Source organism: Sandaracinaceae bacterium (genome assembly GCA_020633055.1).
Lineage (GTDB): Bacteria > Myxococcota_A > Polyangia > Polyangiales > Houyiibacteriaceae > JADJJE01.
Map to the genome: position 1 here is coordinate 21,672 of JACKEJ010000007.1, position 12,719 is coordinate 34,390.

Here is a 12,719-nt window from a genome sequence, read left to right on the forward strand (position 1 = left end):
TCATGGTCGTGGCCGGATGCGGCGACGGAACGGGCCCACTGCTTGGACCGGACGCAGGTTCCGGCGGGGATGCTGGACGTGACGCTGGACCGCTTCCGATGCTCGATGCCGGGCCCGTCGACGGCGGCACGGTGGTGCCCCCGTATGCTCCCGTCGCGCGCGAGTGTCAGGGCGACGCCACCAGCTGTCGGGAGGCCGATGGCAGGCCCACGTTCTGCGAGAGCATCCGCGGGTGCGACTACGGCTACTGCTCCTACCGACCCATCGCCTGCGTTGCGGCGTTCTATTCATACCAGTGCGAGAGCGGCTGCTACTGGGATGGGGACCGCTGCCACACGACGAGCCGCGGCTGCGACTACACCAACGAGGCCGACTGCAGGCGCTTCCAGGCCTGCTATTGGCGTACCACCAGCGAGTTCATCTTTGCGGACACCCCATGTCAGGGGAACGCCACCCGCTGTGACACGCTGACCGTGGGCACCTGCGCGTCTCAACCGGGTTGCTCCGTCGGGTGCCCCGCCGGCCGCGAGGAGTGTCTGGGCGCGTGCGTGGACACGCGCCGTGACGACAACCACTGCGGTGAGTGCGGCATCGCGTGCGGCGCCGACGCTTCCTGCGTGGGCGGCACGTGTACGTGCGATGATCCCGCCTTCACGCGCGACCTCTGCGGAGTGTGCGATGCGGATCCCAGCAACGACTGCGTGCGCGACTGCGCCGGGGTCCCCGGTGGGAACAGCGTTCCGGACGACTGCGGTACCTGTGACGACAATGCGGCCAACGACTGCGACTGCGCAGGTGTGCCAGGCGGGAGCAACGTGGTGGACATGTGCGGCACGTGCGACGCCGTGTCTGGTAACGACTGCGTGCAGGACTGCGCGGGCACGTGGGGCGGCACCGCCACCGTGGATGACTGCGGCGTCTGTGACGCGAGCCCCAGCAACGACTGCGACTGCCTCATGGTGCCCGGCGGGTCCGCGTATGTGGACCAGTGCGGGATGTGCGACGCTGATCCCAGCAACGACTGCGCCATCGACTGCTCAGGCGTATGGGGCGGGCCCGACCGGCAGGACATGTGCGGCACCTGCGACCCCGACCCCACCAACGACTGCGTGCAGGACTGCAGCGGCCAGTGGGGTGGCTCGCGCACTCTCGACATGTGCGGCGTGTGCGACGCGAACCCCAACAACGACTGCGTTCAGGATTGCGCAGGCGCATGGGGCGGCATCGCCGCAGTGGACAACTGTGGCACCTGTGATGCCGACGCCACCAACGACTGCGTGTGCCATGGCCAGACGTGCGGCGCCTCGGGGCCGTGCTTCGAAGGGTACTGCGACTTGCCGAGCGACACGTGCATGGAGCGCGCGTTCGCGGACGGAACCCCCTGCGGGGACGTGACCACACAGGTTTGCTCGGCCACCGAGTGCGTGGTGCGCGGCTGCGGTGACGGTATCCGTGAGACGGGCGCGGACGCCTCGTGGCCCCGCGAAGGGTGTGATGACCGCAACCTGAGCAACGGTGACGCGTGCTCGGACGCCTGTGTCCCCGTGGAGTTCGCGGCTCGGGTGCCCACCGCACCCGAGGAATACGACGTTCGCTTCTCGGGTACGGGCAGGATGTTGGTCGTGGACGGTCTGGGGAATGGCTTGCTGGTGTGGGTCCAGCACCACATCGAGATCGGCGCGGCGCGGCAAGAGCTGCGCGCCTCGCGCATGGACCGCTACGGGAACTTCTTGGACCTCGCGGCGCCGCTGCTAATCGACACCAACACCAACACCAGCTTCGACATGTCGCCCACCGCGGTGGGGCTCAGCACGGGCGGGTTCGTGGTGGCTTGGTCCGCCCAGCGAACGATTGGGACGGAAGTCGGGTTCTATCTGCGCATGCGGCGAATTGCTGTGAACGGGACGGTCTACGCAGAGCAGGCCGTGCACGGCGCCATGGTCGGGTCTCAACGCTTCCCATCGATGGCGGCGCTCGACGACAGCTTCGTGGTGGTGTGGGAGGGCGGCACCGTCTCGCCCGACATCTGGGGTCGTCGCTTCTCGAACACGGGTGCGGCGCTCTCTCCTGTGTTCTCGGTGTCCAGCGGGACCGACGGGCGGCGCTCCAATGCCTCGGTGGCGGCGCACGGAGACTCGTGGATGGTCACCTACCTGTGGTCGGATCCAGGCGGCCCCAGCAACAACCGTGTGCTTTGGGGGAGGCGCTACTCAGGGAGCGCGCCCTTGGCGAACGAGTTCGTGATCGTCCCCACCGACGCTTCCATCGGTCGTCTGACCAACGTCCACCCGGAGGGAGACAGCTATCTCTTGGTGTACATCTCGCGCGAGAACACCGTCGGCGACCTCTACAGCATGACGGTGCCGCGCGAGGCAGGTGGCGCACTTGGCGCGCGGTATCCGCTGGACACGGACCCTTCGCTGGGCGTCAACAACATGCAGGTCGCGGCGTACGGGCCGCGAGGGGCGGGCGGGTACATCGTGGTGTACACCGACAACGACTCCCGCCCCGATCCCATGTTCGTCAGTGTGGGGGTCACCCCGGGCGCGGAGCTCGACACGCTCCGCATGACGATGCGCGGCGACTACTTTCCGGCCATTGCGGCAGCACCCTACGACTTGACCGGTGGGTCCGTGTGGATCGCGTACTCGGCCTCGGTCGGTGGGCGGTTGTCGGCCGTCGTGTTCCAGCTGCCGCCGCCCTGAGGCCGGCGGCACCGGAACACGGGCGCGTCGTTGGCGCTGCGCACACGCCCGCCCAGCTTCACGGTGCACGTAGACGTGGGCCAGCGACCCCCGCGCAGCACCATGTCCAACGGATCCAACTGTCACGCCGGAGTGATCCGCACCCCGCGCCAGTCGTACACGTCGACGAGCGCACGGTGGGATTCGTACCAACCCAGCTGCGCGACGTCGTCTCGAACGAGGCTGGTGATCACGGTGACCGGCTCCGCGCTCGCCCCGTCAGCGAGCATCGCGGCAGTGGGCTCCGTGGTGAAGCGGCGCAGCTGACCCTCCACCTGAAAGCCGCTGCGCTGCGCAATCACCCGGCTCCCTTGGTTGGCCGCGCTGTGGAGCAGCTGGACGCGGTCGCATCCGAGGTGGTCGAAGCACAGCTGCACCAGCGTGCGCGTACCGACCGTCCCGAGGCCCTGTGCGGCGGCGCTGCTGCGTACCCAGAAGCCCACCTCGTAGCCAGCGGTGTTCAGCGTGCGCCGGTGCAGCCCGAAGCAAGCCACCAACAGCTCGCCCTCCCACATGAGGAACACCTTGTCCCCGTTGGCCCAGTAGTCGCGCTGCACGCCCACCAAGCGCTCGTACTGCTGGTCCACGGTCTGTGGCACGTGGGCGAACGGCATGAAGACCTTCAGCTCGGGCAAGCTGGCTTCGACGGCCTCGACGAGCGCTGGGGCGTCTGCCGGGCAGGGGGGCCGCAGCTCGAGGGAGCGGTCACCGTGTCGAATCCGAATGCGCGATGGGGGACGTTGGAGGAGGGGGCCACGTGTCACCATGTCGAACACATGTGGCACGCTGCAGCGGGCGGCAAGGACGGCGGGCGCATGCGTCCAGAGAGCGCGCCCGGCGGAGCATGACCCAACGCATACACATCATGGGAACCAGCGGCTCGGGCAAGACGCACCTCGCCCGAGGACTGTCACGGGCGCTCGGCGTGCCCCACGTCGAGCTGGACGGGCTGTACCACGGCCCAGACTGGACCCCGGCCGAGCCCGCCGCCTTTCGTGCCGCCGTGCAGCGCGTGGCGCAGGGTGATGCGTGGGTTGCGGACGGGAACTACCACGCAGCGCGGGAGGTGCTGTGGGACCGCGCGGAGCTGGTGCTGTTCCTGGATGTCCCGCGCTGGCGCGTGATGGCGCAGCTGCTTGTGCGCTCGCTCGGTCGGCGCGCGCTGGGGACCACGCTATGGAACGGCAACCGCGAGCGTTTCTGGGACCTCGCGCGGCTCGACGCGCGCGAGAACGTGCTGCTGTGGAGCTGGTCGCGCTACGCCCCAGACCGCGCCGACTTCCGCGCCGCCTCGATGGATCCGCACTGGTCGCGGGTGCGGTTCTCGCGCGTGCGGTCGCTGGCCGAGGCCCTGGCCGCGGTGAGCCGCTGAGGGGCGCGCGCGCTCGGGGTGCGCGAGCGTCAGGTGCACGCGCATGCCCTCGAGCTCGACGAAGCGCGAGGGTGCGGGGCGCGTAGACCGGCACGAGCTCCTCGACCGGGATGTCCCGCCGGACGCAGCTCACCAGCGCTCCCCAACAGCGCCAAGGTCACACCAAGGAGGACACGGCGCGCGCGGCGCTACGCTGGTTTCCCGGGACGAACCGGATCAGCAGGATCAGAGGCGGGACGCTCTACGCGACAGAAGGTAGTGCGTGGCGCGCGGCATCGCACAGGGGCACGGGCCAGCGGCCGCGCGGAGAGCGCAGCCACTCGACCCCCCGGGCATCGCCCGCGTAGCGGACGCCACGGGTGCCTCCATCCAACCGGGACGGTTGCGCGCGGCCGCACGTCCGTGCGTGGGTCGGACCGCAAGAGCGAGGAGGCGAGGCATGAGCTACGAGCTGGAGCAGAGGCCGCGGCGTGCGCTGGGTTGGATGATGGGGTGGATGGTCGGAGCGGCGAGCGCGCTACCGGGGACCACCCTGGCGCAGGCGACGCCCACGGCGAGCGCGTTCGGCGGTCTCTCGGGCGTGCCCGCCGCGCCCGAAGCAGAGCCCGCGCCAGCGGCCTCGTACCCGACGCACTACGGCGCACGGCCCCTGACGCTCCCACGCCTGACCATCCGCGCCAGCGCGCGGGTGAGCTTTCTCCACATCGACTTTGCGCGCTTCAACCCCTTCGTGTCGCTCGAGGTGGGTCTGGGCTCGCCCGTCACGGCGCCCACGCTCGCCGCCGCGACCTTGTTCACGGGGCAGGCCGGCCTGGGCGGCTGGCTGCGACCGGAGGGGCGTACTCGGATTTGAAGCTGCGCTAGCGCCACATGGTGTTGTTCAGGAGCGCCGCTGCAGCGTGTCGACGACGCGGTCGGCGAGCGTCGCTGCGGCTTGCGGCCGGCCGAGCGCCGCGGCCGCGCGGGCGGCGTGCGGCAGCGTGGCCGGTGATGAGAAGACCTCGGCCAGCAACGTGGCCAGCTGCGGTGCCGTGAACGCCGCCTCCGGCACGCACCAGCCCACGCCGGCCGCGGCCAGCGCCTCGGCGTTGCGGCGCTGCTCGTCGCGCGAACCACCGTGCGGGATCGGCACGAAGAGCGCCGGCCGACCGACGGTCAGCAGGTCGGCCGCGGTGGTCGCCCCCGCGCGCGTGATCACCAGATGCGCGTCGCGTAGGCGCGTGCCCATGTCGTCGAAGAACGGACGCACGGTCGCGGCGATGCCTGCCGCCTGCAGCGAGGTCGCGGTCGCGTCGGCGGCGTCGCCCTTGACCTGCAGCCAGACGTGCAGGCGATGGCGGATCGACTCGGGCAGCTGCAGCAGGGCCTGCGGCACGACCTCGCCGAACACCCTCGCGCTCTGGCTGCCGCCGACGACCAGCAGGCGCAGTGGCGCGTCGGCGCCAAGCGGCGGGTAGGCGGCACGCGCCTCCAGGATCGCCGCGCGCACCGGATTGCCTGTGTCGACGATCCGCGCCGGGTCGAAACCGTCCAGACCGGCGGTCTCCGGGAACGAGGTAGCCACACCATCAGCGAAGCGCAGCAACGCGCGATTGGCCAGGCTCAGCCGCGCGCCCTGTTCGTGCAGCAGCACCGGCAGCGCGAGGCTCTTCGCGGCAAGCGCAGGCGCGAAGCTCGGATAGCCGCCGAAGCCGACCAGCAGGCGCACCGCGCGGCGGCGCATGTCGGCGCGCGCCTGCCAGGTCGCGCGCAGGATGGTCAGGCCCGCCGCGGCCTTGCCGCGCAGGCCGCCTTCGAGGCTGCGTGCCGGCAGCACGACGTGCTCCAGACCGGCCAACGCCTGCGTGTAGGCCGCGCCGCGGCGCTCGGTGTAGAGCACGACCGAATGGCCGCGCCGCTGCAGCTCGCGCGCCAGCGCTTCGGCCGGGAACAGGTGGCCGCCTGTGCCGCCGGCGGCACAGGCGATCGCGGGCAGTGAAGAAGCAGTGGAACGCGGCATGGAGATCCGGAATCACGGAGGCGGACGACGATAGCCAGTGCGGCGGGAGCAGGCGTCCGGGGAGCATTCGACGAACGCCGCGCGCGTGTACATCCGATGCGCTGGTGCGAACGCGACCTGGCTTCCGCCCAACGCAGTCCTCGTTCTACGGGCACGCAGACGCATTGCTGTCGAGCCCGAGTCTATCGTTGGCCGCGTCAATGCCAGTGGCGCACGAAGCGCTGGCTGCGTCGCACACCACGCAGAACTTTCCGTCGCAGTCAGTGCCCGTGCAACCATCGGCGTAGGCCCAGGCGATGGTAATCGCATTGCCGCCGGACGTGACCGTCCACGTGAGATCAGCAAGAGCAGGAAGGTTGGCGCCCACGCGCATGCCGGTGGCCGCATGCTTCAAGGTCCCGCCGGTGCTCGACTCGAGGTCGACGTCATTGAAGCTTCCCTGGTCTTCGAACCACGCCTGCAGCGCTGTGGTCGTGCCTCTTGCCGCGATGATCGTTGCGCTGACACGCTCTCGCTGCTTCGACTCCGAGTACTTCATCCAGGCAAAACCTGCCGCTGCGGCGACTACCACGACGACACCAAGCGATTTGACCATCGCAGAACCTCGATTGCGTTTCATCTTCGTACCTATCCGTAGGTGGATCGTCGGTGACACAAAGACCCTCACGGATGTGACGGAGAGTCCAGCTGCTTCGTCGTCCGCGCAATACGCCGCTGGTCGGCGCTCACGATCTGCTCGTTGACTCCCGCAGGTTGCCACGCGAGGGGTGCCCATAGCGAGGGCGAAGGCGATGTCGTGGGTTCCGTCGCCGCACATGACGGCGCTGCAGTCGGCCGTCTCGCCGCCGGTGGAGCCGCGCGGACGACGAGGGCAGGTTCACCTACCGAGCGCGCGGTCCGCGGCCTCCTCGACGGCGCGCACGTAGCCACCACCGAAGAGGCCCACGTGCACGAGCAGCGGCAAGAGCTGGTGCAACGCGACGCGTGCTTCGTGCCCTGGCGACCTCGGATACACCGCGTCGTACGCAGCGAAGAAGCGCGCGGACGGTGAGCCGAAGAGCGCGAGCATGGCGAGGTCCATCTCACGATGTCCTCCGTACACGGCGGGATCGATCAGCACGGGCGCGCCGTGCTCGTCGCTCATGACGTTGCCGCTCCAGAGGTCGCCGTGCAGGCGCGCGGGGGGTTCCGCCACGCTGACGAGCCCGGACGTGGACGCAATCACCTGTTCCACCTTGTCGCGTACCCCGCCGAGCCTGGGGCTCGCGCGTTCGAGGGCCGGCGCGAGGCGTTGCTCGGCGTAGAACGTGGCCCAGTCCGGTCGCGCCGCATTGGGCAGCAAGTACGGGCCGAGATACGTGTCCTCGTGATGACCGAAGGCAGGCGCGCCGTGCGCGTGCAGCGCCGCGAGGCCCTCTCCGAGGAGGGTGTCGAAGCGGGGCGAGCGCGGCGCGCTCCGTATCCACTCGAGCGCTAGAAACGGCGGGTCTTCACAGGCCGCGAGGACTCGCGGGATGCGCAGCACGCTCGCCTCGCGCAGGAAGTCGAGGCTGCGCGCTTCCACGGCGAACGTGTCCGGCGGCGCGTCCGCGCGCGTCTTCACGAAGACACGCGAACCATCCGAGAGCGTCACGGCGAAGGCTTCGTTGATGTCACCGCCCGAGACGGACGCGAGCGCCCTGATGGGCCCGAGCGCGCGTGTGAGCGCGGCGTGCAGCGGCGTCACAGGGAGAGCTGATTTCGGCATGCGCACGGACGGCCTATCGCGTGGTTCGACGGTCGGCAAGCGACGGTGTCGCGGAACAACACGTGCTGGATCGCGCCAGCTCGCGCGCATCGATGTTCTCCGTGGAGGCACATGCGCCCGGGAAACGCTCGGGGGCGTGGTAGGCGCGATTGCGCGAGACGTCCAGGTGGGATTCGACAACCGCCGGCGGTCTGGCTAGAGTGGTTTCATGGACTTGCTGGAGAGGCTTAGGAGGGCCATCGGGATCGGCGCAGCCATCTCGGTGACGGCGGTGGGGTGTGCTGACGGGGACGCGCCGATCGACGCGAACGCGTATCCGCTCGACGCGCTCGCATGCAGCGGGCCCACGTACGACAACGGCTACTACGGCCAATGCTGCGTGGCGGTGCAGTGCTACAGCGCGTCGGTCTGCCTGCCCGGGAACGACCCGGGGCTACGACAGCACATCTACGTGCCGCCGGGATCCGGCGAGTGCGGATGCACGAACGCCGAGGGCTACGGTCACCTCGATGGCCCGTTCGGGCCGAACGAGGCCGACGCAGACGCCCCCGAGGGAAACTGCTGCTACCTCGTCGGTGCCATCGTGTGTGAAGGGCGTCCACTGAACGTCGAAGGCGCGAACGTCGTGGCATCCGTCGTCGCGCGCTGCGATTGGTCGATGTGGGGCTGAGCCAGGACGCCGACGCGTCCCTCGACTGGGCAGGCTTGCGTGAGTTCGCTTGCCTGCTCGAGCCGGCGAAGCGCACGGTCGTGAGCCGTCTGTGGGCCCGCGCAGCGCAGTTCGAGCATGCGTCCATCGCGTCGTTCGACCGCTTCTCGCTCCAGCTCCTGGCTGTGGGGTCACCTCCGGACCTGATCGATGCTGCGCACCGTGCAGCGCTCGACGAGCTCCGACACGCGCGCCTCTGCTTCGCCGTGGCGTCGGCTTACGCTGGCCGCGCGCTGGGGCCAGGGCCACTCGTCGTCGACGCGAGCGCGTTCGCCGACATGACGTTCCCCACCGTGCTGGCCCTGGCCATCGAGGAAGGTTGCGTGGGCGAGACGCTGGCGGCCTACGAGGCCCAAGCTGCCCTCGGCTGCGTGACTCAGCCAACGTTGCAGCACGTGCTGGGCGTGATCGCTCGAGACGAAGCCGAGCACGCAGCGCTCGCCTATCGCTTCGCGCGTTGGGGCCTGACGGCCGGTGGGTCTGCCGCCCGCGGCATCGTGGACGCTGCATTTCACAGGGCGGTCACACGCGCGCAGGACCCGTCGCAGGAGGACGACGCACTGCAGCAACTCGCGGATGAGGACCAGAATGCGGACTGGCTTCGAGTGCATGGCCAGCGATCGAGCCTCGCCCGTGCCCAGGCCCGCAGGCGCGCGCTCGTCGAGGTCATCGAGCCTGCGTGCCGTGACCTCCTGCGGGCAGCCCCCGCGTCGCACCCTTCATCGGATCGCGCCACTCGCTAGGCATGCTCAACGCGGCTCGGACTCGTGGGAAGCTGCCGCCTGCGCGCTCACCTCGAGCTGCGCGTCCGCGTCGACCTCCGCTGGCCCCATCGCCGCATCTTCCACGCGCACTCGCGTCCCGACAGCCAGGGCGTTCGCCCGGCGAGCCCCGGCGCGGATGATGCCCAAAAGGTTCTCGGGGGCCTCCGACGCCACGTAGGCCACGTGTTCCTTGCCGCCCGCGTCCACCCACTCCACGCACAGGATGGGCTTGCTGGGATGAATCGCCGCGAAGGCGCGCTTGCCCTCTTGGATCACGCGTTGTCGTGCCGCCGGGTCGTACTTGGTGAGCGTGACCTGGGTGACCCCCGCGAGCGGGATGCGCACCTCGTGACGCACCCCAGCGTGGCACACCACCTCGCTCTTGGTGACGATGGTTCGCAGCACGCTGCCGACCACGCTCGCGAAGCCGAGCGTCCCGGCCACCACCGCGAAGAAGGCTCCCCCGGCCAGCGCTTGCAGGTCGCCTCCAGCCGCGGCCACGAAGCCAGCCACCGAGAGGGCCGCGCTCGCGAGAGATAGCGCGCCCACGATGAAGAAGGCTCCACGGAAGGTCACCTTCTCGCTGTGCACCACGTCGTTCACGCCCAGGTACTGCTGCTCGAACTCGTCCATCACGCGTCCACCCGCTGGATACGCTCTCACACGGCGCGCCTCGCCGCCTAGACCCCCCGACTGGAACTGCGCCCGGCGGGGGGCGGACGCCAGCGATGACGGCCCGCGACGTCGACGCGTGCGCTCGCGGATCATGCGCATGACGGCCGGGCCGGCGTGAATCAGACGGCGCGCCGAGGCGCCGTGCACCGGGTCCCGTGTCGCGCGCCGGCGACGACCTTGGCGACGTAGTGATGCGTGTCGCCGAGGGGCCGCCGCCGCGCGTGAGATCGTCCGGGAAGGACGCGACGCAGTCACAGTTCGGGCGTGCAGAACGAGTGCCCCAGGTACTCGCTCTCGAGACACTCGTGGCCGGCGAAACAATACCTCTGTGCATCGCAGTCGCGAAGACAGATGGCATCGTCAAACGAGCTGACGACGATGCCGTCTTCATCGACAGGCACGCATATCCCGAGATAGCTGTTCTGCCCGGAGAACGAGTGGCACTGGTCCGACTGGTGCAGTGCGTGGTGCACATGCGCCGCAGATCCGTGCCGTCGAAGAGGATGGCTCCGCACACAGGTTCCTCGGGGGGACAATCGCTCGATGTCTCGCACGGATCGTAGACAGGAGGGGGCGGCACAGAGGGATCCCTGCAGCCCATCACCATGACCACGGCGAACACGTGGAACGTCCCTTGCCGCATGCGTGCGTAGGCGACTCTAGCGAGCCTCGCCGTGGACAGGTCGCTTCGCGAATCCGAGTTGCGTCACGCCGCGGTCTGCTACGCTCACGCGGCCCGCTAGTGGGTGTTCATCGGGACGTGACCATGACTCGCTCTACCTCGCTCGTCGCGTTGACGGCGCTGCTCTCGCTTCTTTCGGCAACCACCGCGCTGGCCGACGCGCGCAGCGACAAGCTGGACCTCTACATCGAAGTCCACAACATGTTCACCACGCGCATGCGGGCCAACTACGACAACTACGCGCCGACGCTGCAGGGCCTGCCGCCCGACGCGCCGTGCAGCGCCGACAGCCAGCCGGGCCGAGACATGTACTCGACGGCCGACAGCACGGGGACGATCGACGGGTACCGGCGCCGCTTGCGCCGCGCGCCGCGGTTGCCGCAAGACCGATTGGTCACGGCCATGTTGGACGCGGCAGCCATTCAGGTGCCCACCTGGAACGCTCTCTACGACTACTACCGTCGGCGCGTCTACACCACGGACCAGTGCGCGCAGGGGAACGCCGACCACCGCCGATTGATGGCTGCCTTCGAGGCGTACTTCGCGGCCGACGCGGAGCTGCTGACCTTCATCGACACCGAGAGCCGCGCGCGCCGGGCGCGCGAATTGACCGAGACCGAGCGCCGTCATGGGCGGAACTTCCGCTTCTACCAAGTCAGCCTGATGGAGCAGGTCGAGGTCATGCGCGACCTGCTCAGCGCTCAAGCCCTCGACGTGGACGCACTCGCGCAGGCGGCGGACGCCATGGCGGCGGGGCTCGGCGAGATCCAGCCGCGCGCGGAGGCCGCGCCGCGCGACGTCTACGGCGACCTCCGCCAAGGCGGCTACCTGACGTTCCTGCGTCGCATCGACACGCTGGTCACCGTCACGCGTCAGTGGGTCGCGCTGCTGCGGAACCCCAACGCCCGCCCAAACGACCGCGAGCGCAGCGGCGGCGACTTCGAGCGCGCCTTCCGCGCAGCCATCCAGTCGTCGAACGGCGTGCGCTACAGCGAGCGCGTGCACTGACTGGGTCGCGTCGACCGTCTCGCTTTCACGTCAAGACCACGAGAAACGTGGTAGTCCACGGTGGATTGCATCAGGAGTCCTAGGAGGTCCAATTGCCCGCTCTGGCACGCTTCGCGCTCGTCCTCTGCGCTGCTACGTGCAGCCTCGTCTCGGTCGTCTCGTGGGGCGTGGCGCAACCGACGCCCGCGCCGACACGGAGCCCAGCCGCGTCGCCTGCGCCCGAGCCCCAAGCGCTCATGGAGGGCGTGCCCACCAAGATGGGGCGGCGCATCGTCAGCCAGCTCCGGACGACTCATCGCGCCATGCCCACCGTGCTGCGTGCGGCGCACCTGACGCAGCCCGACGGTGGGGAGCGCGTCTTCCTCGTCTACGAGTACTCTCCCTTCGACGCCTGCGTATCGGCGGCGCCTTCGCGCGCCGAGGGCCGCCGGACCTGCCGCGAGCAGGTGGATGCGCGCTGCACCACTACCAAGGCGGCCTTCGTGACCGTCGCGCCCACGCCGGCCGGCCGGACCGCGGGCACCGGCGGCGCCATCACCGTCGTGTTCGACGACCATGTGGGGCGCGGGTGTTTGACCCACCGCGTGCTCGACGTGGCGATCCGTGACGTGGACGGAGACAGGCAGCCAGAGCTCGTGGTGGACATCGTGCGCTCGCAGGAAGAGCTGGGGTTTCGCAACCGCACGGAGTTCGAGCGTCGCATGCGGGACGTCGTCATCTACGACACCACCGGGAGGGAGCAGCTCCGTACGGCGCTCGGGGCCTGGGGCCCGACCGAAGAAGAGACCGCGACCGGCAGCGTGGCGGCGCGCTGGAGCATGCGCGACACGAACGGCGACCGACGCCCCGACGTGGTGGTGGAGACGTTCGCCTACGAGGAGATGTACACGTGCCCGTTCACCGACGACGGCTGGTTCACGCCCCGGTCGGCGGACGACGTAGAGGGCTACGAATGCTCGGGCGAGGTGCAGCTCACCACGTTCCGCTACGACGCGGCGCGTGACGCCTTTGGGGATTGA

Annotated in this window: 12 protein-coding genes; 7 read left to right on the top strand and 5 right to left on the bottom strand. The window is 69.5% G+C overall.

Annotation, left to right across the window (positions count from 1 at the left end; all coding sequences use genetic code 11):
* Positions 1-98 precede the first annotated feature (98 nt).
* Complete coding sequence (locus tag H6726_13625) at positions 99-2,705, top strand: hypothetical protein (GenBank protein ID MCB9658684.1); 2,607 nt, start codon at positions 99-101, stop codon at positions 2,703-2,705.
* A gap of 122 nt (positions 2,706-2,827) precedes the next feature.
* Here the strand turns inward: H6726_13625 and H6726_13630 are convergent, their stop codons facing one another.
* A complete protein-coding gene (locus H6726_13630) occupies positions 2,828-3,511 on the bottom strand; it encodes a GNAT family N-acetyltransferase (protein ID MCB9658685.1) in 684 nt (227 codons plus the stop codon).
* 77 nt (positions 3,512-3,588) lie between these two features.
* Between H6726_13630 and H6726_13635 the strand changes: the two genes are divergently transcribed.
* Together H6726_13635 and H6726_13640 are read left to right on the top strand one after the other, a co-directional pair.
* Positions 3,589-4,116, top strand: coding sequence for an adenylate kinase (locus tag H6726_13635; GenBank protein MCB9658686.1), 528 nt, complete (start codon positions 3,589-3,591; stop codon positions 4,114-4,116).
* Positions 4,117-4,555: 439 nt separating this feature from the next.
* The gene (locus H6726_13640; GenBank protein ID MCB9658687.1) at positions 4,556-4,969 is read left to right on the top strand and encodes a hypothetical protein; all 414 of its coding nucleotides are present in this window, start codon (positions 4,556-4,558) and stop codon (positions 4,967-4,969) included.
* Between the two features lie 27 nt (positions 4,970-4,996).
* Here the strand turns inward: H6726_13640 and H6726_13645 are convergent, their stop codons facing one another.
* The 3 genes from H6726_13645 to H6726_13655 all read right to left on the bottom strand — a co-directional run bounded on the left by H6726_13645 (position 4,997) and on the right by H6726_13655 (position 7,862).
* Positions 4,997-6,115 carry a UDP-N-acetylglucosamine--N-acetylmuramyl-(pentapeptide) pyrophosphoryl-undecaprenol N-acetylglucosamine transferase gene (locus H6726_13645; protein ID MCB9658688.1) on the bottom strand — a complete coding sequence of 373 codons (1,119 nt, stop codon included), beginning with the start codon at positions 6,113-6,115 and terminating at the stop codon, positions 4,997-4,999.
* A gap of 145 nt (positions 6,116-6,260) precedes the next feature.
* Positions 6,261-6,734: a hypothetical protein gene (locus tag H6726_13650; protein MCB9658689.1), complete on the bottom strand. Its 474-nt coding sequence runs from the start codon at positions 6,732-6,734 to the stop codon at positions 6,261-6,263.
* A gap of 258 nt (positions 6,735-6,992) precedes the next feature.
* The gene (locus H6726_13655; protein MCB9658690.1) at positions 6,993-7,862 is read right to left on the bottom strand and encodes a fructosamine kinase family protein; all 870 of its coding nucleotides are present in this window, start codon (positions 7,860-7,862) and stop codon (positions 6,993-6,995) included.
* A 208-nt stretch (positions 7,863-8,070) separates the two neighbouring features.
* Here H6726_13655 and H6726_13660 point away from each other — a divergent pair, with 208 nt between their 5' ends.
* Positions 8,071-8,532 carry a hypothetical protein gene (locus tag H6726_13660; GenBank protein MCB9658691.1) on the top strand — a complete coding sequence of 154 codons (462 nt, stop codon included), beginning with the start codon at positions 8,071-8,073 and terminating at the stop codon, positions 8,530-8,532.
* Positions 8,523-9,314 carry a ferritin-like domain-containing protein gene (locus H6726_13665; GenBank protein ID MCB9658692.1) on the top strand — a complete coding sequence of 264 codons (792 nt, stop codon included), beginning with the start codon at positions 8,523-8,525 and terminating at the stop codon, positions 9,312-9,314. The genes H6726_13660 and H6726_13665 overlap by 10 nt, the downstream gene beginning before the upstream one ends.
* Positions 9,315-9,320: 6 nt before the next feature.
* Here H6726_13665 and H6726_13670 read toward each other — a convergent pair whose 3' ends face one another.
* Positions 9,321-9,968 (bottom strand): hypothetical protein, encoded by a 648-nt coding sequence (locus H6726_13670; protein MCB9658693.1) that lies wholly within the window; start codon positions 9,966-9,968, stop codon positions 9,321-9,323.
* Between the two features lie 808 nt (positions 9,969-10,776).
* Between H6726_13670 and H6726_13675 the strand changes: the two genes are divergently transcribed.
* Positions 10,777-11,700 carry a DUF3829 domain-containing protein gene (locus H6726_13675; GenBank protein MCB9658694.1) on the top strand — a complete coding sequence of 308 codons (924 nt, stop codon included), beginning with the start codon at positions 10,777-10,779 and terminating at the stop codon, positions 11,698-11,700.
* A 92-nt stretch (positions 11,701-11,792) separates the two neighbouring features.
* Positions 11,793-12,719 carry a hypothetical protein gene (locus tag H6726_13680; protein MCB9658695.1) on the top strand — a complete coding sequence of 309 codons (927 nt, stop codon included), beginning with the start codon at positions 11,793-11,795 and terminating at the stop codon, positions 12,717-12,719.